Genomic DNA, 24,146 nt, shown 5'->3' on the forward strand with positions numbered 1-24,146 from the left:
AATGGCAGACAAACCCCTACTACATTTCGAAATTTCAGAAAGAAAAGTACTTCTACGGATTTTTGATGTGCTTTTTGTTCTGATAGCGTTACTTTTATTAAATAATTTTACTGATTTTGATTACTTTAGAATAACTAAAGGCTTTTGGTATTGGACGTTTTTACTGGTTACTTATCTTGAAGTATTTGCACATATTTTTGAACTTTATGACCTTCAGAAAGCCAGTAAATTTGATATCGTTCTTAAAAATGTTGTTTTAACAAGTTCGATTACCGTACTCTTTTTTATTCTTACTCCAATTATTAGTCCCAGTTTGCCAGATAACCGTTTTCAAATTTTATATTTTTTCTTAACCATAAGCATCACACTTTTATGCTGGCGTGCAGCTTACATATATTTGATCGCTTCCCCGAGATTTAATAAAAAAGTCATCATCGTAGGAGATAGTTTTGACATCCAAATGATTGCTGAAGCTTTTAAAAAAGCCGATCCTAATTATGAGATAGTCGGTTTTGTAAATACAGATGGGAGGATAGAGACTTCTAATGATGAACTTATCCAATTTAATGTGAAGGAGCTTCGTGAAGCTGTACAAAATTATCATATCAAAGAAATCGTTGTGGCTAGCGGTTATAAAACGGGATTAATGCTGCCTTTATATAATGAACTGAGTTTCTTATTAAATAAGGGTTTCCCCATAAGGGATTATATGCAGGTTTATGAGGAAATTACAGCCAGAATTCCCGTGCAAAATGTAGATCATGATTTTTATCGCTACTTTCCATTTAGCCGAAGTAATCAAAACAAATTTTATTTATACGGATTGCGATTGTTTGATATTGTTATTTCGTTAATCGGAATTTTATTTGGAATTGTTTTAATACCTATAATTCTAATAGGCAATATAATGGGGAATCGAGGCCCTTTATTTTATATTCAGGAAAGAATAGGAAAAAATGGGGAGCCTTTTAAAATTATGAAGTTCAGAACAATGGTTAAGGATGCTGAAGCCCAAGGACCTCGTTATGCCGAAAAGAATGATTATCGCACTACTCCGTTTGGTAAATTTATGCGTCGCGCACGTATTGACGAGATTCCACAGTTCCTTAATTTATTAAAGGGAGAAATGAGCCTGATAGGTCCAAGACCGGAAAGGCCGGTTTTTGTTCGGGAGTTATCTCATTCGATTCCTTTTTATAATATCAGACACGTTATAAAACCGGGGCTAACCGGTTGGGCACAGGTTAAAGGTGATTATAGTGGCGAGGAATCAGGAGCGCTTGAAAAGTTACAATACGATCTTTTTTATATAAAGCATAGAAGCCTATTCCTGGATATTAATATCATTCTAAAAACACTGAGTACCGTTCTATCCATGCGAGGACAATGATTAGGGCTTAGAGAATAATTAGTTTGATGATGTGGGATTCGAAAATGTGCTGATGGTTGATTGAGAGCTAAAATTCAGGAAAATAGATCATAGAATTTAGAAAATAGGCTTTTTGATCTTTTAAATTGTAGAAGGAATTTTGAGACGTTATGTAATCTGAAATCTTCAAGTTCTTAGTTTCTGTAAACTTTAAACGTATGATCATTTTTAGCTGAAAACTGACTGCTGTAAGCAAATAACTTTTTTATAAAACTAAAATCCGGAGCGAGCCTAGCTTTGTTGCTAATTGCAGAACGCTAAATTTTAAAAGTACTTACTGCGTTTAAAGCCAACGATTGCAAACAAAAAAATAAATAGCGCCAAAAATTTTGAAATTCTGGCAATATAGTCTCCGTGTACTGAATAAAAGGTGATTTCATCATTTAGTATGATTTTCCCAGAAAGAGTCCCTTGTTTTTCATAACCCAATTTGTGAGTTACTTTTCCTGTAGGATCAATGATTTCTGATATTCCGGTGTTGGCGCTTCTGGCAACAGATCTTCGGGTTTCTATAGCCCTTAGTTTAGCATAACTGGCATGTTGCCGGTGTCCCGCAGTATTTCCCCACCAGGCATCATTAGTAATTATGCTTAAAAATTGAGCTCCGTTTTTTACGTAACCCGTAACATATTCGCCGTAAATAGATTCATAGCAAATGATAGGAGCGGTACTCACACTATCTTTTAATGTAAAAACTTCACGGTCTGGCTGTGTTGTTTTCATAGCCACGGTTCCGCCAAGATCGATCATCACATCACCTAAAACAGGTTTCAGGATATCCTGGTAAGGAAAATTTTCTACGCCTACCACTAATTTTGATTTATGATAAAGTTGGTTTCCGGAAAAATCATTGATTAGAAATGCTGAATTATAGTCATTAAACCAGTCGTTTTCTCGCAATAAATTGGATTGGGGACCAACCCTGGAGGAATCTGAAAAGCGCTCGTATAAAGAAACACCTCCTAAAAAGCTTAGATGAGGTTGAAGGGAAGCAATCTGTCTTCCAAAAAAAGCAGCTTCGGAATTATCGAATCCTGGCAATATTGTGCCGTCAGCAAAAACAGTTTCTGGGGCTAATATGATAGCCGTTGAGTCGGTTATAGCTTCTCGACTCATCTTCAATAATAATTCTCCGATCTTAGTGTCGTTTGTGTTATATTTTTCGGTGTAGGGATTAATATTTGGCTGTAAAATTAATGCACTTATGCTGTCTTTGGGCATTTCATAGTTCCACAAAATTAGGTATGATACTAAGATTGGAAACCCGATCATTACGACCGATTTGAAGCCTGCACGATAGATTATGGTTTTTTCTTTAAATTCATTATAAGATAAATAGGCCTTGAAAAGTATAAAGTTAACAAACAGTATCCATAAAGTGCCGCCAAAAGTTCCGGTAAACTGGTACCACTGAATCCAATTAATATAGGCTGAAAATGCATTTCCCAAGTTTAACCAGGGCCAGGAAAATTCCCATCCAAGATGAATTTTTTCAAAGACCATCCAAAAACTAATAAAAAAACTGGCAGAGGCTTTAAAACCAGTTCTTTTAGCTACCATGTGATAGATAAGAAATACCACAGACATCAACAATGAATTGGCCAAAATAGCGAAGGCACCCCCAAAAGGTGTTGAAAAATAAATCCAATAAGTGGTTAGTAAATTCCAGATGAAAAAAGCCAAATAAGAAATTCCAAACACTTTCCATTTAACAAATTTTGTTTTGGAGTTTCTAAATTTAAATTCAGCAATCAGTAGAGGCACGAAGCCTAAAAATAATAAAAGTGGAAATCCATTTACAGGCCAACCAAAAGCCAGTAAAAGTCCGCTTAAAATGGCTAAAAGGATGTTTTTCATAAGGAATTATTTTCTTAACTGATTGCAATCTAATATTGCTGTTGTTAACGCTGCAAATTTGCTTTTGGTTTCAGACACCAAAAATAATAAACTCAGGTGCGAAAATAGGTTTTAAGGAAATTTTATTAGAGATTGAGGTGTAAATACCTATTTTAGTTGCACTGAAATTTAGCCAATCAATGAAAAAATATATACCTAATCTAATAACGCTTTGTAATTTATTTAGTGGTAGTCTTGCCGTAATTTTTGCCGTTCAGGGAAATTTGGTGGCGGCGGCTTTCTTTGTAGCACTAGGAATTTTTTTCGACTTTTTTGATGGATTAGCAGCCAGAGCTTTAGATGTAAAGAGTGATGTGGGTTTACAATTAGATTCCCTTGCCGATGTAGTGACCAGTGGTGTAGTGCCGGGAATTGTGATGTTTCAGTTATTCACTATGGCATTGCCAGGTGATGATGGTGTAAAGCAATGGACGGCTGATACCAATTGGCTGGAATTTACGTTCAATCCCTTAGCTCTTTTTGGTTTACTAATCATTTTAGGTTCAGCTTATAGATTGGCGAAATTTAATGTAGATGATCGCCAAACCGACTCATTTATTGGCCTACCAACACCGGCAAATGCCTTATTGATCCTTTCATTACCTTTAATCTTGACTTATCAACCCAATAGTTTTGCTACCGGAATCATTCTAAATGAATGGTTTCTTTTTGCGCTAACAATTATTAGTGTGATTATTTTGAATGCTGAACTACCTTTGTTTGCCTTAAAATTTAAAAACTGGGGTTTTAAAGGAAATGAGATTAGATATATTTTCCTAATTCTTTGTGTGGTTTTAATTGTGTTATTTCAGTTTTTAGCAATACCGATGATTATATTGAGTTATGTGTTGTTATCCTTAATTAAATCTTGAGTTGTTTTAAAATTTTTAATAAGCTCTAATTCTTTATTCAAAGCAGAAGCGCTTATGAAAACTGTATTAGTGAATGGCCAGGTTTCTAGTTTTCTTTTACTATTGAAGTTTTTCACTAATTTGTTATACCAAATCTCACCTATTTCTTTATTGGAAAAGTAATCTTGAAATTTCTCTAAATTTTTCTCATCAATATAAGTTTTAACCCAGTTATGGGAAGGTAAGAGTCTGTATCTTAATTTAGGGTTTTTATTTCTCATAATTCTTTTAATGAGAAAGCTGTCAATATAACTTCTCATTCCCCAGCTAAGAAATTTAAAAAACTTAGGAGCATTTTGGGACACAAAGGGAGCTTGGCTAGTAGGTATTAAAATTAATGTTTTATTCGATTTATTTGTTTTTAGGATAGCATCCATTAATCTATTACCTAATCTCAAGTTTGGATTGATATTGCTGGTGCATCTTAATAATTTCATTCCCATTGTTGGAGATAGCGATTTAAACTTTCTATTACATAGGGTTAATTGATTATTCATGCCACTTCGGGAATGCGTATACCATTTAAAGAGCTCTTCGAGTAATTCAATGTATGGTAATTTATGAGCTGAGATTCTATCAAATAATTCGTTTAAATCTTTGTTTAATTCTTTATGTAATTCTTCTATAGAAATAACAAAATTTGAATTTTGTAAAGAAATAGGTTGATAGAAAAACATGAATCTCTTAATTATTTGTTCTTTCCAGTTATGAAAATCATTTACAGAGTTTTTGGTAAACTCAAAATCATTCTTCAAGAAGTGGGTTTTTAGGAAAGTTTTTTTCCTCATGGATTTTGAATTGAACTTTCCTATATTCCTACCAGGTATAGATTCACACATATCACCAATCAATAGATAGTTTCTATTTTTTTTTGTTTCTGTGTTCTCGAGAATGGCTAACCAATTAGTTATAAAAACACTTTCTGTCTCTAGTACATATTTTTCTAACAAATGGGGTTCTGGGAAAATATATTTTTTATCATCGAAATTCCTGAAAGTTGCTTTTTTTTTCTTAGCGAGTTTTTTCGCTAACTTCGTTTCATAATATTTAGCATTTCCATAGGTAAGACAATTTAAATTCTGTTCTTTTATGGCGGAAAGAAGGATTCTGCTGTCCAATCCGCCACTTAAGGCTAAATTAATTTCATCGGCACTTTTGGTTAAATAATCAATCTCTTTAGTAATTAGGTTATGAAGATTTTTTGCTTCATAAGGTAAATTGGAATTTTTACTGCCTAATTTAGAATATAGTGTGTTATCAAATTGATGTGTATGAGTACTATTTTTAAAAATAATTTTTTCTCCAGGTAGCAGTCTTTTTACATTTTTTAAGATAGTACGACTGCCTATATTACTTAGTTCAGGTCCTACCAGTCTTTGATAAATTCCAACTTCGTCTTTTTCTAGATCAAATATCCAGCCTAAGCATAAAATGTTATTGGAAACTGCAATAACTGTCTTTTTACTTTTTAAATAGTATAATGGGTACGGACCTACTGGATCATTACAAGAAATTAATCGATTCTCTCGCTTATCAATAAGACTAATTGAAAAGGAACCAGAGAAATTTTCTGCCATTGGCCAGTTCGAGCAAAGATGTTTTAGAAAATTATGGGTTTGAATATCTTTAGTTCCTTGAGAATCATGATCAACTACATAGCCATCTATGAGAGCAATTGAATTCTCATCTTCTATTAATGAAAGTCCTTTTTCATAGATTATATAAAAATCATTAAAAGTTTTTAACTCAAACTCTAAAGGAAGTTTAGCTAAGGACTCTTTGGTTATAGGGTTTTGACAAATTAGATATTTCAACTTTGTAATTATTGAAAAAGCTTTTTCTTTCTAAGTTCGAAGTTTTGGCCAAGATAGACTTTTCGAACCATTTCATCTTCGGCAAGTTCTTCCGGGATACCGTGTTTAAGAATACTTCCTTCAAACATTAAATATGTGCGGTCTGTAATTGCCAAAGTTTCCTGTACATTATGATCGGTAATTAGGATCCCGATATTTTTATTTTTTAGTTGCGCTACAATGCGCTGAATATCTTCCACCGCAACAGGATCTACACCTGCAAAAGGTTCATCTAAAAGAATAAACTTGGGGTCGGTTGCCAGGGCACGAGCAATCTCGGTACGACGCCGCTCCCCACCACTTAAAAGATCTCCACGGTTAGTACGAATATGATTTAGGCCAAATTCTTCAATTAGGGATTCCATTTTCATATGGCGTTCTTTTTTAGAAAGCTTGGTAAGCTGCAAAACGCTCATAATGTTATCTTCTATACTTAATTTTCTGAAAACGGAAGCCTCCTGAGCCAGATAACCAATCCCATGCTGGGCCCTTTTGTACATAGGGAAATTCGTAATGTTTTCTTTATCAAGAACGATACTGCCACTGTTTGGTTTTATAAGTCCGACAATCATATAAAAAGAGGTTGTTTTTCCGGCTCCGTTAGGTCCCAGGAGCCCAACAATTTCACCCTGATTTACTTCAAGGGAAATTCCTTTTACTACTTTCCTTCCTTTGTATTGTTTTATAAGATCGTCGGCTCTTAATTTCATGCTAGAGGTTTAATTCAGTATAAACATAAATTATACCGATTTATTTTTCGGTATTTGCTTGTTCTAAAGATTCCCAGTATTCAAAGGCCCTTCTTAAGTGAGGAATCACGATAGTGCCTCCTATTAAGGTTCCAATACTTAAAGTTTCCATTACTTCTTCACGCTTTAAACCTTCATTAAAACTGCTCTCTAAATGGTATTTTACGCAGTCGTCACAACGTAACACCAATGATGCAACAAGACCTAAAAGCTCTTTAGTTTTTTTATCTAATGCTCCTTCAGCAAAAGCATTGGTATCTAAATTAAAAATACGTTTTAGAACTTTATTATTCTCTCCAAGAATTTTATCGTTCATTTTTTGGCGGTACGAATTAAATTCGTCAACCTGGTTGATCATAGCCTAACTTTTTTCTTTAATTTCTCTTTTATAAATAATATTCGAAATAATAATACTTACCTCGTAAAGTATAAGTACCGGTACAGCAACAATAATCTGACTTACAATATCTGGAGGTGTAATTACCGCAGAGACTATGAGTACAATTACCAGTGCGTATTTTCTATATGTTTTTAAAAATTGAGGGGTGACCACGCCCACTTTTGTAAGAAAATAAATAAGGATAGGAAGCTCGAATATAAGTCCTGTTGCGATTACCGAAGCCCTTACCAGGCTGATATAACTACTTAAGTCAAATTCGTTTAATACCAGTTCACTAACCTGATACTTCCCAAGGAAGTTGATGGATAATGGGGTTACTACATAATAGCCAAAAAGGACACCTAAAAAGAATAAAAATGAAGTTACAAAAATAAAGCCTTTGGCATGTTTACGTTCATTTTCATGCATTGCCGGTGCCACAAACTTCCAAAATTCGTAGATTACAAAAGGGAAGGCTATAATAAAACCGGCGGTTATCGAGGTCCATACGTGTGCAGAAAACTGGCCACCCATGGTTCTACTCTGTATGGTAAATGGCAGCTCCTCAAAACAAAAACCACCATCGATTCCTACCATTTCGGATAATTTACAGAGCATATTGTACGACCAGAAATCACCTTTACTAGGGCCAAAGAGAAGGATGTCAAAAATAAAGCCTTTCAGAAAAAAAGCTACAGTTGCCGCAATAACTACGGCGAGCACAGCTCGTATTAGATGCCATCTTAACTCTTCAAGATGATCTAAAAAAGACATTTCTGGTTCCTCTTGTTGGGGCAGTCCTATTTTTTTCATTATAAAATTCCTTCTCTTATTAAATTATGAATATGAACCACCCCACTGTATTTTCCGTTTTTGGTAGCTAATAATTGAGATATTTTATTTTCCTCCAGAAGATCGAGTGCCTGGGTAGCCAAAGCTTCTTCATCGATACTTTTAGGAGAGGTACTCATGATATCACCAGCGGTAAGGTTCTTAAATTCGTCATTGTTTTTTAGCATTCTACGAATATCGCCATCGGTTATAATACCAACAATTTTATCATTTTCCAAAACAGCAGTTACTCCCAGCATATTTTCAGAAATAATTATGATGGCATCGGTAACGGTGGTTTCTGGAGAAACACTTGGTTTCATATTTTGCTGTGCGATATCCTTAACGCGCAAATATAGTTTTTTTCCCAGACTGCCGCCTGGATGATATTTCGCAAAATCTTCCTTTGAAAAACCTCTTAATTCTAACAAACAAATAGCTAAAGCATCGCCAATAACCAATTGTGCGGTAGTACTTGTTGTTGGGGCCAGATTATTAGGGCAAGCTTCTTTCTCTACATAAGAATTCAAGATGAAATCTGATGATTTTCCTAAAAATGAATCTCTGTTGGCAGTGATGGCAATAAGCGTATTATGAAAATCCTTAATAAACGGAACTAACACCTTAATTTCAGGACTATTCCCGCTTTTACTAATACATATAACGATATCGTCTCTTTGAATAATGCCTAAATCCCCGTGTATAGCATCTGCAGCATGCATAAATATGGCTGGAGTTCCGGTAGAATTTAAGGTCGCAACGATTTTACTACCTATAACTGCACTTTTTCCTATACCGGTAACAATAACCCTTCCTTTAGAATTATAAATATTTTCTACGGCTTCTACAAATTCATTATCAATAAGATGTTCTAAATTTGCAATCGCTTTAGCTTCGATTTTTACAGTTTCTTTGGCGACATTTAAAATTTTTTGCTGAAGTTTCAAATTTTGAAATAATTAAGGATTGCAGATACTAAAGAAATATGTATATTTAGATGTGCAAATGTATGTAAAATTGTAACACAATTGAATGAGTTTGACTGAAATTGATTTACATAAACAACTGAAGAAATATTTTGGCTTTAGCCAGTTTAAAGGTCTTCAGGAAGATGTTGTGGCCAGTATCGTACATAAAAACGATACTTTTGTAATAATGCCAACAGGAGGAGGTAAATCCCTATGCTACCAGCTACCTGCATTGATTGAAGAAGGAACAGCAATTGTAGTATCGCCCCTAATCGCCTTAATGAAAAACCAGGTAGATGCCATTCGTGGAATTTCTTCGGAATACGGCGTTGCTCATGTTTTAAATTCTTCGCTTAATAAAACGGAAGTAAAACAGGTAAAAGAGGATATTATCAACGGTGTGACCAAGCTACTTTATGTAGCGCCAGAGTCGCTTACAAAAGAAGATTATGTTGATTTCCTAAAAGAGCAAAAGATATCTTTTCTGGCTATCGATGAAGCGCATTGTATAAGCGAGTGGGGACATGATTTTAGACCTGAATATCGGAATTTGCGGCAAATTATTAAACGTATTGGAGAGAATATTCCAATTATTGCCCTTACCGCTACTGCCACTCCAAAAGTGCAGGAAGATATTCTTAAAAATCTTGGGATACCAAAAGCTAAAACCTTTAAGGCAAGTTTTAACCGGCCTAATTTGTATTACGAGGTAAGACCGAAAACAAAAAATGTTGATGCGGATATTATTCGTTTTGTAAAACAAAACAATGGTAAAAGCGGGATCATTTATTGTCTTAGCCGAAAAAAGGTAGAAGAACTTGCGCAGACGCTTCAGGTAAATGGAATAAATGCTATTCCCTATCATGCTGGCTTAGATGCTAAGACAAGGTCGAAACATCAGGATATGTTCCTGATGGAAGAAGTAGATGTTGTAGTCGCTACCATTGCTTTTGGAATGGGAATAGATAAGCCTGATGTACGCTTTGTAATTCATCATGATATTCCAAAAAGTATCGAGAGTTATTATCAGGAAACGGGTAGAGCCGGGCGTGATGGCGGAGAAGGACATTGCCTGGCTTTTTATGCTTATAAAGACATTGAAAAGTTAGAGAAGTTTATGAGTGGTAAGCCTGTTGCAGAGCAGGAGGTAGGCCACGCATTGCTTCAGGAAGTGGTGGCTTATGCAGAAACTTCGATTTCGCGTCGAAAATTTATTCTTCATTATTTTGGTGAAGAATTCGACGAAAAAACAGGAGATGGTGCGTCGATGGATGATAATGTTCGTAATCCTAAAAAGCAACACGAGGCCAAAGAGGAGTTAGAACTTCTCATAAAAGTAATTAAGGACACGAAGGAGTTATACAAATCCAAAGAAGTAGTAAAGACCCTTATGGGGAAAAGTAACGCTTTAATTGTATCGCATAAAACCGATGCTAATCCTCTTTTTGGAAAAGGGAAAGATAAAGACGAAAGCTTTTGGATGGCGTTGACCAGGCAGGCACTTGTTGCTGGCTATCTTAAAAAAGATATAGAAACCTATGGTGTAATAAAATTAACACCAAAAGGGGAAGAGTTTTTAAAGCAGCCCGAGTCATTTATGATGACTCACGATCATATTTTTGATGAAAATACCGATAATGCCGCTGTAACATCTAAAGCTTCAACCGGAGTCGATGATAAATTAGTAGGCATGCTAAAGGAACTACGAAAAAAAGTGGCCAAGAAAAACGGTGTTCCACCATTCGTGGTTTTTCAGGATCCGTCTATAGAAGATATGGCACTTAAATATCCCGTAGATCTAAAAGAGCTAGGAAATATTCATGGTGTTGGTGAGGGAAAAGCTAAAAAATACGGTAAAGATTTTGTGAACCTTATCGCAAGATATGTAGAGGATAATGAAATTATTCGTCCAGACGATTTAGTCGTAAAAACGACAGGAGCAAATAGTGGTTTAAAATTATTTATCATCCAGAGTGTGGATAGAAAATTACCACTAAACGATATCGCTTCAGCTAAAGGTATGGAGATGCCTGAATTTATTAAAGAAATGGAAGCTATTGTATATAGTGGAACCAAGCTGAATATCGATTATTATCTTGAGGAAATTTTGGATGAGGATCAGCAGGAAGAATTACATGAATATTTTCTGGAAGCTGAAACCGATAAAATTGAAGCCGCACTTGAAGAATTTGATGGAGATTACGATGATGAGGAACTTCGCTTATTTAGAATCAAATTTATAAGTGAAGTCGCAAACTAAAAAATATAAAATGCTAAGAAATTCAAGTAATAAACAAGCACTAATACTACTAATTTTAGGGTTAGCTTTAATAGTGGTTAGTGTAGTTTCTTTTAAAGTAGAGATGTTTACAGATACCTGGAGAGGATTTTTAAACGGAGTTGCTATTGGTATTTTAGTAGTTTCGATTATTGGATTTGCGAAAAACAAAAAACTTGAGAAAAAATAATTGCTCATAAAACAATAATAAAAAAGCCTTTTTGATTTCCAAAAAGGCTTTTTTATATATTAAAACAGTCTATTATTTTCCGCCGTTTGCTTGAAGATCAGCAATACACTTTGGTCCAAGTTCAGGAGGTGTACCACGAATCTGATTGATAATGCCCGTACCAAACTCTAAAGAAGCGCGCATTAAACATTTTTCTTCAGTACAATGCCCATCAGAATCAGGATCTTCATGATCACTTTGAAGTTCGGTACCAACATTTACCAAGCCAAATAAATGCCCAAATTCGTGATTTAACACCGCAGTTTCTATCACGCTTTTGCTAGGCGCATTTACTCTGTTTGCAAATTTATTTATAGTCTCCCCATATATAACCATGGAGGTATTACGATAAGCCGATCCCAGAACATAACGTTGATCCGTATCATCTTCGTTGCTGCCGTCAGCAAAATAAATATAAATACTAATTTCGTCGCCTACATTATAGAAACTTCGCTCCTTATCTTCGATATCTACAATTTCCTGAATTTCGAAAGGTGCAAGGCCTGATGACGCCACTGGTCGGGAACTAATAGAAATGCCATCAGGTTTGTAAACCCGTTCTTCCAGGAATGCCTTAAAATTATTCATAGCCGCAACGGTAGGCTGATAGCCATCTACATATAATACTTCGATTTTAATCGAAGTATAAGTATCATCGCTTAATAGGTCATGGGCAGAATCCCCAAGTCCTTTTTTATTTAATGATCGATCGATTGCTGGTTCGTCATCAGTAGGATCATCGATCCCATTGCCATCACTAGAACAAGAGGTGATTGCTACAAATAGGAAAAGTGTATAAAAATACTTGTAAAACTTCTTCATGAATTATATAATATAGTGTTCAAATTTAATCATTTCTAATGGTAAGTTTTGCTAGATAGTCGTAATGCTTTCCTTCGACTATTAATTCGCAATTAAAATTATTTTTTTCGGCTGCTAATTTAAGCAATTCAAAGTCCATATAGAGCCATGGAAAATAATTGGACTTTTCTCCTTTATAGCTTATACAAAAATCAATTTCTCCTATATACTTACGATCTAAATCATTATTAGGTTCTTCCTCATCTTCGAGAAAACTAAGATCTGAAGAATCGATTAAAATCTGCCCCCCCGGTTTTAGCACTTCTTTACAGATAGCTAGAAAGTTATCGGTATTTATAAGGTTACCAATAATTCCGGTTCCATTCATTAAAAACAATAAGGTGTCATATGTTTCATGTTCGGCATAAAAATCTTTTACATCAGCATTAATAACCCCGCGTTCTTTAGCAATGGCTATGGCACCCGCAGAAGTATCAATCGCTTTTACCTTAAAATTTTTTCGCTGAAGATAAAGTGCATGACTTCCAGCACCGCAACCTACATCAAGCACAGTTCCGTAGGCGAGTTGTAACGCCTGCTGCTCGGTTTTTGGCATTTCAGAAAAATCCCTGAAAAGGTATTCAATGGCAATCTCGTCATCGTCAAAATCTGGCGAATGTACAATAATCGGAGTTTTATCTTTTTTGAAATAATAGGCTTTCATCGCCATTCCGAAGATATCTTTTTCCTTCATAATCTTATTATCTTTGCGGCATGCAGGAAATTTTAAAAGAGCTGCCGGGAAAGGCCAAAGATAAGCAGAAGGAAAATAAAAAGTTTTTTTCTAAGCTAAAGAAACGACCACCAAAAGATTTAGACGTTAAAATGCAACAAATGCATGAGGAAGAGTTTGCTAGAACCAATTGTTTGGACTGTGCAAATTGCTGTAAAACTACGGGACCGCTGTTTACAAATAAAGATATAGAACGCATTAGTAAATTTTTAAAACTGAAGCCACAGCAATTTATCGATCAGTATCTTAGAGTAGACGAAGATAAAGATTATGTGTTGCAAAATGTTCCCTGTACTTTTTTAGGAAATGATAACTACTGCTTAATCTACGATGTGAGACCAAAAGCCTGCCGGGAATATCCCCATACAGATAGAAAAGACTTTCATAAAATATCGAATCTTACTATCAAAAATACCGCTATTTGCCCTGCTGCTTTTAATATTGTAGAAGAAATGAAACGCCGGATAAAAGTTTAAATTCGATAATTTTGAACTATAACTTTTCTGCGATAAAACGGAGTACAGATCCGGTGCCATTGTGATATAAACTTTCTTGAAGTGCTACAGGCTTTTCTTCTAAAAGAATCACTTTAAAATCTTTGAAATCCTTCTGTACTTCCTTTTTAGAAAATAAAGAAGCCTGATCCTTAGGGCCACTAACATTAGGATTTTCTTTAAGATATTTTAAATGATGTTCTCCAAAAGCTTCAAAAATAATACGACCACCTGGTTTAAGATGAGTGCTTACTATTGAATGGAATTTTTTACGAATTTCGGCAGGAAAATGAGCGTAGATTAATGCTATAACATCAAAGTGGTTAGGTTTAAACTTTAAATCGGGGAGATGACCAACCCTATAATCAATATGAACTTGATTTGATTTTGCCAATTTTAAGGCCTTATTTTTACCTTCAGTACTAATGTCGAAAGCTGAAACATTCCAGCCCTCTTTAGCTGCATAAACGGCGTTTCTTCCTTCACCTTCAGCCCCAAAAAGTATTTTTCCCGGTTTAAAGTGGTTAAGTTGCTGTGCTAGAAACTTATTTGGTTCAATTCCGTAGGCGTATTCCTCTTTTTGAAAACGATCTTCCCATCTTTGCAACCATTCATTTTCTATAGTTTTTCTTTTTATTGATATAGCAAATATTGTTCTCGTTTTATCTTAAACTGTTTTAATCCGCTTTTCCAGGTTGATCTAATTTCTTCTTCGCTTAGGCCATTTTCTATTTGTTTTTGTAGTTTTTCTGTACCGGCAAGTTTAGTGAAAAAGCTATTGAAAAATTCGGCTTTATTTGCAGTGTTATTATATGCTTTTATAAGCCATTTTAAGTTGATTTTATTTAAATACGTACTTTCGCTAAGATCTTCACCAAAACATTTTTTGCCTAAGTGTTTAGGGCTTTTTGCGCCATCCATTGATATTGGCGTATACGTATACGAAAACTCTTTAGCATTTAAAAAAGGGGACCCAAAAACCTGAAATTGTTTATGGGTACCGCGACCGGCGTTAACATTGGTTCCTTCAAAAAAACAAAGACTAGGATAAAGGTTTATAGATTTATCATTGGGTAGATTAGGAGAAGGTTTTACCGGTAAACTATATTTTTTTTGGTGATCGTAATTACTCATTTTAATTACTTGCAGATTACAATGAATACCGTTTTTTAACCAGTTTTCCCCATTGATCATTTTGGCGTATTCTCCCATCGTTAAACCATGTACAACGGGAATAGGATGCATTCCCACAAAACTTTGATATTCTTTTTCGAGAATCGGTCCATCTACATAATGGCCGTTAGGGTTTGGGCGGTCAAAAACCAAAAGTTTAATATTATTTTCAGCACAGGCTTCCATTACATAATGTAACGACGAAATATAGGTATAAAAGCGAGCCCCGACGTCCTGAAGATCAAAAATCAATATCTCGATATCCTCTAATTGTTCGGGTTTAGGCTTTTTATTATTTCCATATAGGGAAATTACAGGTAATCCTGTTTTTGGATCTTTGCCGTCTTCCACTTTTTCACCAGCATCGGCTTTTCCTCTAAAACCATGTTCAGGTGCAAAAACTTTTTTTAGCACTACATTGAGTGCCAGAAGCGAATCGACCAGATGCACATACTCTTTATTTTTATTAAGTATTAAGGAGGATTGATTTCCTACTACTCCAACTTTTTTGCCGTGTAGCAATGGCATGTATAAATCTGTTTGATTAGCACCCACAACAATATCCTCTATTATTTCTTCGGAAGAATTGATATGATTCTTATTTTTCGTTGAAGAGGACTGAGTTCTATTTTTATCGGCTTCTACGTTTCCGCAAGAAAGAATTACGATAAGAGTGAATAAAAATGTACTTTTGAATAACCGGTTAATCATATAATTGTAGCTCTTGAATTTTGAATTATTTGTAGTTAAGCGTTTAATAAGCGCCAATAAAGATAAAAGTAGTATTTCCTCGCCTATTATAAAAATTGCCATTGCTGCAATTGCAATCGGAGTGGTGATGATGCTGGTATCTTTTGCTACAGGTTTGGGGTTGCAAAAGAAAATCAGGGATAAAATAGCAGCTTTTAACGGGCATATTATTATTACCAATTACGATAATAATAGCAGTGAAGTTACGCTAGAGCCGGTTTCTAAGGACCAGGATTTTTATCCAGATTTTAATGCGGTTTCTGGAATAACGCACGTACAGGGTACCGCTACTAAAGCAGGAATCATTAGAACTGCAGATGATTTTGAAGGAGTAATTGTAAAAGGAGTAGGGACCGATTATGATTGGTCTTTTTTTAAAGATTTTTTAGTTGCAGGAAAATTACCCGATTATTCATCCAATCTTAATGATGAGGTTTTAATTTCCAGATATCTTGCAAACCGGTTACATTTAAAAGTTGGGGATCGCGCGCCTACTTATTTTCTTAGGGAAGGCAGGGACCGCCCTTTTGTGCGCGGATTTAAAATTGTTGGAATTTATGATTCAGGTTTTCAGGATTTTGATGAACTGTATTTAATTGCTGATTTACGACATATCCAAAAGTTAAATGGCTGGAAGGACAACGAGGTTGGTAATTTTGAAGTTTTTATAAATGATTTTGATCAGCTGGATGAAAAATGGAACGAGGTTTATCTAAACACCGGGTCGTTTTTGGACGCGCAGCATATTGGCCAGAAATATTATAATATTTTTGAATGGCTTTCCCTTTTCGATTTTAATATTGCCCTGATTATCGGCATTATGATTTTGGTAGCCGGGATAAATATGATCACTGCGTTGCTAGTACTTATTTTAGAGCGTACGCAAATGATAGGTATTTTTAAAGCATTGGGAACCCAGGATTGGTCGGTTAGAAAGATCTTTTTGTATAATGCGGGCTACCTCATTTTGCTTGGCTTATTTTGGGGGAATGTGATAGGTTTGGGATTACTTTTTATCCAGAAGTATTTTAAATTAATTCCTTTAAATCCAGAGACCTATTATGTAAGCGAAGTTCCTATTTATATAAGTTGGGATTATATTTTGGCCGTGAATGCCGGGACGCTTATTCTGTGTATGCTAATGTTGCTTATCCCTTCGATGATTATCGCTAAAATATCGCCAGTAAAATCGATAAAATTCGAGTAAAATTTATCAAATTTTAGAATTTTATTACCCTACCTGTCTAATTATTTCTTTTCATTAGAAAACTTTATTGTAGTAATCCGGATAGGGGGAATTAAGTTGCGCTGGAATATTTAGTCCTTTTATATTCTACGTAACGTATAACTTTTGGTGCTATCTTTTTTGATTCTGTCAACTTCAGGATTTTTCCAGGACAAAACATTGTCTGATACTTTAAATTTCTGATTATTCAGGATAATCAAAGAATCATTTTCGCTCCATTGATATTGGCCGGTTTCGGTTTTAATATCACCTGCAACGCTATCATTTTCGTTGTAATTTTGTACAATTCTATAAGAGTTATCTTTTTTTAATTGCAGTTTAACGATGATTCCTTTACAATCGGCGCAGGGTAAAGTTACCTGATAATTGCCGGTATAATCCCATTTTTGTTTGGGACTTTTTTCTTGCCATTCGCTTTGAGAATCCAGATTGCTTTCTTTCTTTTCGTTCTGGCAGGAAATATTAAATAATAAGGAGGTAATCCCAAGAAAGATAACCTGTTGTGCAATAAAATTTCTCATGATTTTTTTGCGCAAAAGTATATTCATTTTCCAGAATTCAAATCTAAAAAATTATTAAAATTTAATAGCAAGTTTTAATTTTTCTTAAACAGAATTATCCTTTTGGATTCCCTACATTGTGAATCCAAAAAAAATTGCATGACTTACGCTGAGAATATCCTGGAAACCATTGGGAATACGCCTTTGGTGAAAATGAACAAACTTACCGCTGAAATTGATGCGCTTGTCCTGGCTAAATACGAAACGTTTAATCCCGGTAATTCAGTTAAAGACCGTATGGCTTTAAAGATGCTTGAAGAAGCTGAGGCTAAAGGATTAATACAACCGGGCGGAACTATTATTGAAGGAACTAGCGGTAATACCGGTATGGGACTTGCACTAGCCGCGATTGTAAAAGGTTATAAAATGGTGTGTGTAATGTCTGATAAGCAAAGCAAGGAAAAAACGGATATTCTAAAAGCCGTAGGGAGTAAGGTTGTAGTTTGTCCAACCGATGTAGCTCCAGACGATCCTCAAAGTTATTATTCTGTAGCTAAAAGAATGGCTGAAGAAACACCAAACTCCTGGTATGTAAACCAGTATGATAATCTTGCCAATACCAAGGCACATTACGAAAGCACCGGTCCGGAAATCTGGAAGCAAACCGATGGTAAAATCACTCATTTTATCGTTGGTGTTGGTACTGGAGGAACTATTTCTGGTGTTGGAAAATATCTAAAAGAGCAAAATCCTAAGATCAAAGTTTGGGGGGTCGATACTTATGGATCTGTGTTTAAAAAATATCACGAAACCGGCGAATTTGATGAAAACGAAATTTATCCTTATGTTACCGAAGGTATAGGGGAGGATATTATACCTAAAAATGTGGATTTTAGTGTAATCGATGGATTTACCAAGGTAACCGATAAGGATGCTGCCATCTACACCCGAAAACTGGCAAGAGAAGAGGGCTTTTTTTTAGGTAATTCTGCCGGAGCCGCAGCAAAAGGACTTTTACAATTAAAAGAGCATTTTGAAAAAGATGATGTTGTGGTGGTACTATTTCACGATCATGGTAGCCGATATGTGGGAAAAATGTTTAATGATGAGTGGATGAAAAAACAGGGATTCTTATAGAGAATAAATCCTGTTGCAGTAATACCTTACCGAAGATTCTTGCTAAAGAAAATAAATTAAATAACGACTGAATTATAATTTAATCTAATTATTTATGCGAAGAAACTACATTGTTTGTTTTTTATTAATCCAATGCTTTTTTACTTCATTAATAGCACAAAACGAAGCTGATTTTCAGGTTTCGGTGGCCACGAATAATCCTTCTCAAGAGATTAACGATGCTGAAGCAATAGTGAAGGTGAAAGGAGGAACCCCGCCCTATCAATATAAATGGAGCCAAAAAGAAACACCTTTGGATGCTAAAAAAGCTACAGGTTTTATAGAAGGCTTAACGCACCAGGTAACAGTGACCGATGCTAACGGTGAGAAGGTCAAAAAGAGTTTTAAAATTGAAGCTTCATCTATTACCGAAAAAGTAAATAGCCGCGCCCAACCGGCTGTAGATTTTTTAGAAGGAATCTTATTTTGGGACCCGTTCGAACCTTTAGGACTTTATGATCCTGTAGTGTATACCGATGAACGACCTGTTTTAATTCCTGAATTTGATGCTAAAACCAAGAAAAAATATACGCTACAAAACTGGTTAATTCAAGAAGGCGGAAAAATTGAAAAAGGAGATAAAATTGCTGTTGTGCAAAAAGGAAATGAGGAACAAATTCCTGTTTACGCGCCAGCTGGCGGAACATTAAAGCATGCGGTAAAAGAAGGTGCAATTATTTTTAATCCAGACAATAAAGAAGATGTGATAGAACAAAATGCACATCAATTAGCAAATATAATTTACGATTCCCCACAACCTGTATTGTACCCTAATGGAGATGTGCGTAAGAACTCTATCCCTTTTATAGTAATATGGCTTATTTTAGGAAGTATTTTTTTTACGTTTCGTCTTGGTTTTATAAATGTTAGAGGTTTTACGCATTCTATAGATCTTGCGAAAGGAAAATATGATAATCCGGATGCTCCTGGGAGAATAAGACATTTTGAAGCAATGACAACGGCGGTTTCAGCAACTGTTGGATTAGGGAATATTGCAGGGGTAGCAGTTGCTATTTCTTTAGGGGGAGCAGGAGCGACTTTTTGGATGTTTATTGCTGGTTTTTTCGCCATGTCTTTAAAATTTGTGGAGTGCACACTTGGAGTAAAATATCGCCATATTAATGAAGAAGGACGGATTTTTGGTGGTCCAATGAATTATCTGCGATATGGACTGGAAAAAAGAAATATGAAAGGAGCCGGTAAAGTACTGGCTATTTTATTCGCTGTTTTGGGTGTAGGAGCTTCTTTTGGTGGGGGAAATATGATTCAATCTAACCAGGCATTTAAAATTGTTTCAGACCAGATTCCTTTTTTAGAAGGTCATGGATTTTGGTTTGGTTTAGGTTTTGCCGTTTTGGTAGGAATTGTAATTATTGGTGGTATTAACAGTATTGCTAAAGTAACCGGGAAGGTAGTGCCGTTCATGGCCATTGTATATATTTTAGGATGTTTTGTGGTAATAGGGACCAATATTGAAAATATAGGTAATGCGTTTCATGCAATTTTTGATGGGGCTTTTTCAGCCAGTGCCATGAAAGGCGGTTTTATAGGCGTGTTGATTGTAGGGTTGCAAAGGGCGGCATTCTCTAGTGAAGCTGGGGTTGGATCTGCTGCTATTGCCCACAGTGCATCTAAGACTAAAAATCCCATTGCTGATGGTTTTACCTCGCTGGTTGAACCATTTATAGATACCATGGTTGTTTGTACGATGACAGCTTTGGTGCTTATTTTTACCGGAATGCATGAAGTTGACGGTATGGGGGGGGTAGAACTTACTGCTGATGCTTTTGGGAGCGTAATTTCCTGGTTTCCTGCGGTACTTGCTTTCGCTGTTTTTTTATTTGCATTTTCAACAATGGTTTCCTGGTCTTATTACGGCATGCGCTCGTGGACGTATCTTTTTGGAAGAAGTAAAAAATCAGAACTAATTTATAAGATCATGTTTCTTTTATTTGTGGTGGTGGGAGCTTCGGCAAGTTTAGGTGCAGTGCTTAGTTTTTCTGATATGATGATCTTAGCAATGTCTTTTCCAAATATTATTGGATTGTATGTAATGTCTTCTGAAATCCGTGGAGACCTAAAAAATTATATGAAGCGATTACGTAATAATGAGATTTTTATTAATCCAAAATTCGAAAAGGCAGATTAAGTAAATAGTATGCTATCTCAATTCTGTATAATTTAGTTAGTTTTTTCTAAATGCTGGATGCTATAAAAAAGAAAGGCGCCAAAAAAATACATTATGGCATCCAGAAGATCAGCAGTATATCGCTGCATGAACGATGGTAGGATTAACTCAAAATAGATGGAATAAAGAAAGCTTAAAGTTATTATCGGTAGTATTGGAATGTTATATAGTGGATCTTTTTTTATCCATTGAAGAATCAATAAACAACATCCAAAAACTATAGGCATACATAAAAAGTCTTTAAAATAATAACGAATCCAGAATGGTAGGTATAATGGATATCGAATGCTATATTCTATTATAACAAACAATAAAAAGCAAGTGATTACGAAATACCATATATACCTCACAAGAACATATTTAAGTTTAGCAGTGATTTTTTGTTAAGTTCAAAAAGGAAATCACTTGATTTTTAGTCGGTATGCTATACTATAGAGTAGCCCATATAGTAATGTTAAGCACCTAAATTTTTTGTATTCTTTCTAAATCAATCGATTATAGCAATGAAGCTTTGATCTTGATTTGGCTATAAAGCGACTATTGTTGCAAAAAATGCAAGGATGCCACCTATTCCTAGAATGATAATCCAAATGGCATATCCGCTTTTAGCAAAAAATCGAATAACCGGGTTTTTATGGTCTCTTATTGATCTTTCTGATTCGGGGCTTTTAGAAGATTTATTCTCAGTACGGGAATCTGGACGACGTTCCGTTTGGTGATTATTAGAAGCCATTTTTTCTTTAGAAAAATATTGAAATCTATCATAAGTTCAAAACTGACTTTCTATTTATAAGTTTAATTTAACTTTATCTGAAAATAAGATTGAAATGTCGCAATACTTTAAGAAGACCTTTACTAGCTTAAATGCTTAAATATGTATTTTTACTCCGTAATCAAGATGAATTGCTATAATCCCATCTAGCTACTTTTACTGTTATTTGATTAGAATACAAGAAAAACTAACAAATTCTTTATGTGTTTGCTACGGAGAGTTTATTTATAAAAGCTTGCTTTATTTGAATTTCCAGTGTTATTAGCTATTCATTAATCTAAAATCCTATTACAATGAAACTATATTACTCGCTGTTATTATTGGTTTTTAGCGCTATCAGCATTTCTTGTAGTTCTGGTAGAAGTATACCTGAAGCTCAAAAGGACAACGGATCAGAAGGGAATCCAAAATACAGTTATTTAGCTTTAGGAGATTCTTACACCATTGGAGAAAGCGTTAAAGAATCTGAGCGTTGGCCGGTACAGCTTACCAAAGGCTTGAGGGAACGTGGATATGCCATGGCAGCACCAAAAATTATAGCGAGAACAGGATGGACTACAGCAGACCTTATCGCCGGGATAAATTCAGAATTAGACGTGCAGCGAGATTTCGATTTGGTTTCTATTTTAATAGGAGTGAATAACCAGTATCAAAATAAATCAATTACAGAGTATGAAGAGGAACTTCGTGAGATTTTTAGAAAGGCCATAAACCATTCTAAAAAGATGGAGGCAGGTGTTTTTGCAGTAAGTATTCCTGATTATGGTGTAACTCCGTTCGGTGCTGCCAAAAAAGATGAAATTGGTCGTGATATCGATGCTTTTAATGAAGTTTTTAAACGAGTAGCGCAGGATTTCAATGTAGATTTTTACAATATTACCCCAATTTCCAGAAGAGCGGCTGATGATCCGGATCTTATTGCTGAGGATGAATTACATCCCAGCGGATTGATGTATCGCTATTGGGTAGAAGATTTTATCCTGAATGTAGTTGAAAAATTACCTAAGGAATAGAAAAATTTTATGGCGTTGATTTTTAGCGTATTAACTGATTCTTTCATAACTTTAGGAAGTGAGAGAAGAATTTTTACATTATATATGGCAATTTCAGAAGTTTGATAAAAAGCAACTTCAAACAGTTAATGGCGAACCGCTAGAAATCTATCATACCGGAACTCACAATGCTGAGAGTGGCCCCGATTTCTTTGCTGCGAAATTGAAAATAGATAAACAGCTTTGGGCGGGGAATGTAGAAATTCATCTAAAATCTTCAGACTGGTATTCCCATAGTCACCATACCGATACCAATTATGATAATGTAATTCTTCATGTGGTCTACGAACATGACATTGATATTTTTAGAAAAGACGAATCTGTTATTCCTACCCTTGCTTTAAAAGAAAAAATTCCACCTCAAATTCAACAAAATTGCCTTCAATTATTTGAAAAGGATCACGATTGGATTAATTGTGAAAAATTCTTTCCTGATTTTAATGATTTTGATGTAGAGAACTGGTTAACACGTTTATATGTTGAGCGTCTCGAAGAGAAAACACAGCTTATTTTTGATTTATTGAAAGAAAGCAACAATGATTGGGAGACGGTCATGTTTAAATTACTCGCTAAGAATTTTGGATTAAATAGAAATGGCAACGCTTTTTTAAATTTGGCTATTTCCATTGATTTTGAAGTGATTCGCAAACTTTCTCAATCTCAATTTCAATTAGAAGCTGTTTTGTTGGGACATGCAGGCTTACTACAAGAGGATTTTCAAGATAGTTACTTTAAAGCATTGAAAAAAGAATATAACTATCTTCAGAACAAATTTAAAATAGGCGAACCAATACAAACCTCTCCAGTATTCTTCAGGTTGCGTCCCGATAATTTTCCTAGTATAAGATTAGTGCAGCTGGCGGCTGTTTTTGCTAAATCTACTTCGGTGTTTAATACTCTTAGTAAAGCTAAGATCAAAGCTAATATCTATAAGGTTTTTGATGTAGAAGTGACTGAATACTGGAAAACACATTACAACTTTAATAGTTCGCACGATCCCAGGCAAAAGAAACTCACCAAATCTTTTATAGATCTATTAATCATTAATACTGTTATTCCTGTTCAATATGCTTTTGCGAAAAAAAACATGAATAAAGAAGAACACTATCTTGATCTAATTGCTGAGCTTGATCCTGAAAAGAATGTTGTTATTCGGCATTTTCAGGAATTAAAACCCAAATTGTTTAAAAATGCAATGCACTCCCAGGCGCTATTGCAATTAAAACATAGGTATTGCGATAATAACAAATGTTTAAAATGTGCTTTAGGGGTGAAGCTTGTGAGAGGGAAATATTAGTTATATTTGGCCTGTGAGACAAAATTTTTACAACTTAAGATATTATTTAGAACGTAATGGCTTTTACGTTTCTTCTCGCCTTGCCGATAAAATTGGAATGCGGGCAAAAAGTGTAAGACTGTTTTTTATCTATGTAACATTTTTCACTTTCGGGGTAGGTTTTGCAGTATATCTTACATTGGCTTTTTGGTTAAAACTTAAGGATTTGGTATATACTAAAAGAACTTCGGTATTCGATCTTTAGCAAGAATCGTATAAAAAATAGGGGGATAATTAATATTTTTGTTAAGTTTCATTAACAAAACCTTGACATTTTAACGACATAAAATTTGAATTAGCCTATTTTTTTAGCATCTTGCTGAGCGGAAAAAATAAATCTAA

At 34.9% G+C, this 24,146-nt stretch carries 23 protein-coding genes; 11 read left to right on the plus strand and 12 right to left on the minus strand.

What is annotated here, in order from left to right:
- The first annotated feature begins 1 nt into the window (after window position 1).
- Window positions 2-1,390: an exopolysaccharide biosynthesis polyprenyl glycosylphosphotransferase gene (locus tag ZPR_RS05395; RefSeq protein ID WP_013070623.1), complete on the plus strand. Its 1,389-nt coding sequence runs from the start codon at window positions 2-4 to the stop codon at window positions 1,388-1,390.
- A gap of 303 nt (window positions 1,391-1,693) precedes the next feature.
- Here ZPR_RS05395 and lnt read toward each other — a convergent pair whose 3' ends face one another.
- Window positions 1,694-3,286 (minus strand): apolipoprotein N-acyltransferase, encoded by a 1,593-nt coding sequence (lnt, locus tag ZPR_RS05400; RefSeq protein WP_013070625.1) that lies wholly within the window; start codon window positions 3,284-3,286, stop codon window positions 1,694-1,696.
- A 179-nt stretch (window positions 3,287-3,465) separates the two neighbouring features.
- On the opposite strand from lnt, the gene ZPR_RS05405 reads away from it, so the two are divergent.
- Window positions 3,466-4,197 (plus strand): CDP-alcohol phosphatidyltransferase family protein, encoded by a 732-nt coding sequence (locus tag ZPR_RS05405; RefSeq protein ID WP_013070626.1) that lies wholly within the window; start codon window positions 3,466-3,468, stop codon window positions 4,195-4,197.
- Here ZPR_RS05405 and ZPR_RS05410 read toward each other — a convergent pair.
- Genes ZPR_RS05410 through ZPR_RS05430 form a run of 5 tightly spaced genes read right to left on the minus strand, consistent with a single transcriptional unit; the run spans window position 4,167 to window position 8,995 of the window.
- Window positions 4,167-6,050 carry an asparagine synthetase B family protein gene (locus ZPR_RS05410; protein WP_013070627.1) on the minus strand — a complete coding sequence of 628 codons (1,884 nt, stop codon included), beginning with the start codon at window positions 6,048-6,050 and terminating at the stop codon, window positions 4,167-4,169. The genes ZPR_RS05405 and ZPR_RS05410 overlap by 31 nt on opposite strands.
- 8 nt (window positions 6,051-6,058) lie before the next feature.
- A complete protein-coding gene (gene lptB, locus ZPR_RS05415; protein WP_013070628.1) occupies window positions 6,059-6,799 on the minus strand; it encodes an LPS export ABC transporter ATP-binding protein in 741 nt (246 codons plus the stop codon).
- 40 nt (window positions 6,800-6,839) lie between these two features.
- Window positions 6,840-7,196 (minus strand): carboxymuconolactone decarboxylase family protein, encoded by a 357-nt coding sequence (locus ZPR_RS05420; RefSeq protein ID WP_013070629.1) that lies wholly within the window; start codon window positions 7,194-7,196, stop codon window positions 6,840-6,842.
- A gap of 3 nt (window positions 7,197-7,199) precedes the next feature.
- Window positions 7,200-8,030 carry a twin-arginine translocase subunit TatC gene (gene tatC / locus ZPR_RS05425; protein WP_013070630.1) on the minus strand — a complete coding sequence of 277 codons (831 nt, stop codon included), beginning with the start codon at window positions 8,028-8,030 and terminating at the stop codon, window positions 7,200-7,202.
- Entirely contained in the window at window positions 8,030-8,995 is a 966-nt protein-coding gene (locus ZPR_RS05430) for a KpsF/GutQ family sugar-phosphate isomerase (protein WP_013070631.1), read from the minus strand. Before ZPR_RS05430 ends, tatC begins: the two co-directional genes overlap by 1 nt.
- An 85-nt stretch (window positions 8,996-9,080) precedes the next feature.
- On the opposite strand from ZPR_RS05430, the gene recQ reads away from it, so the two are divergent.
- Together recQ and ZPR_RS05440 are read left to right on the plus strand one after the other, a co-directional pair.
- Window positions 9,081-11,276 carry a DNA helicase RecQ gene (gene recQ, locus ZPR_RS05435; RefSeq protein WP_013070632.1) on the plus strand — a complete coding sequence of 732 codons (2,196 nt, stop codon included), beginning with the start codon at window positions 9,081-9,083 and terminating at the stop codon, window positions 11,274-11,276.
- Between the two features lie 10 nt (window positions 11,277-11,286).
- On the plus strand, window positions 11,287-11,484 hold the full coding sequence (locus ZPR_RS05440) for a hypothetical protein (RefSeq protein WP_041578709.1): 198 nt from the start codon (window positions 11,287-11,289) through the stop codon (window positions 11,482-11,484).
- Between the two features lie 72 nt (window positions 11,485-11,556).
- Here the strand turns inward: ZPR_RS05440 and ZPR_RS05445 are convergent, their stop codons facing one another.
- Both ZPR_RS05445 and ZPR_RS05450 read right to left on the minus strand, forming a co-directional pair.
- On the minus strand, window positions 11,557-12,345 hold the full coding sequence (locus tag ZPR_RS05445; RefSeq protein WP_013070634.1) for a zinc metalloprotease: 789 nt from the start codon (window positions 12,343-12,345) through the stop codon (window positions 11,557-11,559).
- A 25-nt stretch (window positions 12,346-12,370) separates the two neighbouring features.
- A complete protein-coding gene (locus ZPR_RS05450; RefSeq protein WP_013070635.1) occupies window positions 12,371-13,078 on the minus strand; it encodes a class I SAM-dependent methyltransferase in 708 nt (235 codons plus the stop codon).
- A gap of 20 nt (window positions 13,079-13,098) precedes the next feature.
- Here ZPR_RS05450 and ZPR_RS05455 point away from each other — a divergent pair, with 20 nt between their 5' ends.
- Window positions 13,099-13,593, plus strand: a complete 495-nt coding sequence (locus tag ZPR_RS05455; protein ID WP_013070636.1) for a YkgJ family cysteine cluster protein — start codon at window positions 13,099-13,101, stop codon at window positions 13,591-13,593.
- A 16-nt stretch (window positions 13,594-13,609) separates the two neighbouring features.
- Here the strand turns inward: ZPR_RS05455 and ZPR_RS05460 are convergent, their stop codons facing one another.
- Window positions 13,610-14,218, minus strand: coding sequence for a class I SAM-dependent methyltransferase (locus tag ZPR_RS05460; protein ID WP_013070637.1), 609 nt, complete (start codon window positions 14,216-14,218; stop codon window positions 13,610-13,612).
- A gap of 26 nt (window positions 14,219-14,244) precedes the next feature.
- Window positions 14,245-15,495 (minus strand): exo-beta-N-acetylmuramidase NamZ family protein, encoded by a 1,251-nt coding sequence (locus ZPR_RS05465; protein WP_013070638.1) that lies wholly within the window; start codon window positions 15,493-15,495, stop codon window positions 14,245-14,247.
- Between the two features lie 13 nt (window positions 15,496-15,508).
- Here ZPR_RS05465 and ZPR_RS05470 point away from each other — a divergent pair, with 13 nt between their 5' ends.
- Window positions 15,509-16,741: an ABC transporter permease gene (locus tag ZPR_RS05470; RefSeq protein ID WP_013070639.1), complete on the plus strand. Its 1,233-nt coding sequence runs from the start codon at window positions 15,509-15,511 to the stop codon at window positions 16,739-16,741.
- A 119-nt stretch (window positions 16,742-16,860) separates the two neighbouring features.
- On the opposite strand, the gene ZPR_RS05475 is transcribed toward ZPR_RS05470, so the two are convergent.
- Window positions 16,861-17,301 carry a copper resistance protein NlpE N-terminal domain-containing protein gene (locus tag ZPR_RS05475; RefSeq protein WP_187288260.1) on the minus strand — a complete coding sequence of 147 codons (441 nt, stop codon included), beginning with the start codon at window positions 17,299-17,301 and terminating at the stop codon, window positions 16,861-16,863.
- Between the two features lie 138 nt (window positions 17,302-17,439).
- On the opposite strand from ZPR_RS05475, the gene ZPR_RS05480 reads away from it, so the two are divergent.
- Together ZPR_RS05480 and ZPR_RS05485 are read left to right on the plus strand one after the other, a co-directional pair.
- Window positions 17,440-18,417, plus strand: coding sequence for a PLP-dependent cysteine synthase family protein (locus tag ZPR_RS05480; RefSeq protein ID WP_013070641.1), 978 nt, complete (start codon window positions 17,440-17,442; stop codon window positions 18,415-18,417).
- Window positions 18,418-18,511: 94 nt separating this feature from the next.
- The gene (locus tag ZPR_RS05485; RefSeq protein WP_013070642.1) at window positions 18,512-20,605 is read left to right on the plus strand and encodes an amino acid carrier protein; all 2,094 of its coding nucleotides are present in this window, start codon (window positions 18,512-18,514) and stop codon (window positions 20,603-20,605) included.
- Window positions 20,606-21,170: 565 nt separating this feature from the next.
- Here ZPR_RS05485 and ZPR_RS05495 read toward each other — a convergent pair.
- Window positions 21,171-21,377: a hypothetical protein gene (locus ZPR_RS05495; protein WP_013070643.1), complete on the minus strand. Its 207-nt coding sequence runs from the start codon at window positions 21,375-21,377 to the stop codon at window positions 21,171-21,173.
- Window positions 21,378-21,709: 332 nt separating this feature from the next.
- Here ZPR_RS05495 and ZPR_RS05500 point away from each other — a divergent pair, with 332 nt between their 5' ends.
- Genes ZPR_RS05500 through ZPR_RS05510 form a run of 3 tightly spaced genes read left to right on the plus strand, consistent with a single transcriptional unit; the run spans window position 21,710 to window position 24,009 of the window.
- Entirely contained in the window at window positions 21,710-22,429 is a 720-nt protein-coding gene (locus ZPR_RS05500; RefSeq protein WP_013070644.1) for an SGNH/GDSL hydrolase family protein, read from the plus strand.
- A gap of 58 nt (window positions 22,430-22,487) precedes the next feature.
- A complete protein-coding gene (locus ZPR_RS05505; protein ID WP_013070645.1) occupies window positions 22,488-23,765 on the plus strand; it encodes a DUF2851 family protein in 1,278 nt (425 codons plus the stop codon).
- Window positions 23,766-23,778: 13 nt separating this feature from the next.
- Window positions 23,779-24,009, plus strand: a complete 231-nt coding sequence (locus ZPR_RS05510; RefSeq protein WP_013070646.1) for a PspC family transcriptional regulator — start codon at window positions 23,779-23,781, stop codon at window positions 24,007-24,009.
- Window positions 24,010-24,146 lie beyond the last annotated feature (137 nt).

The sequence above is a fragment of the Zunongwangia profunda SM-A87 genome (assembly GCF_000023465.1).
GTDB classification, from domain to species: domain Bacteria; phylum Bacteroidota; class Bacteroidia; order Flavobacteriales; family Flavobacteriaceae; genus Zunongwangia; species Zunongwangia profunda.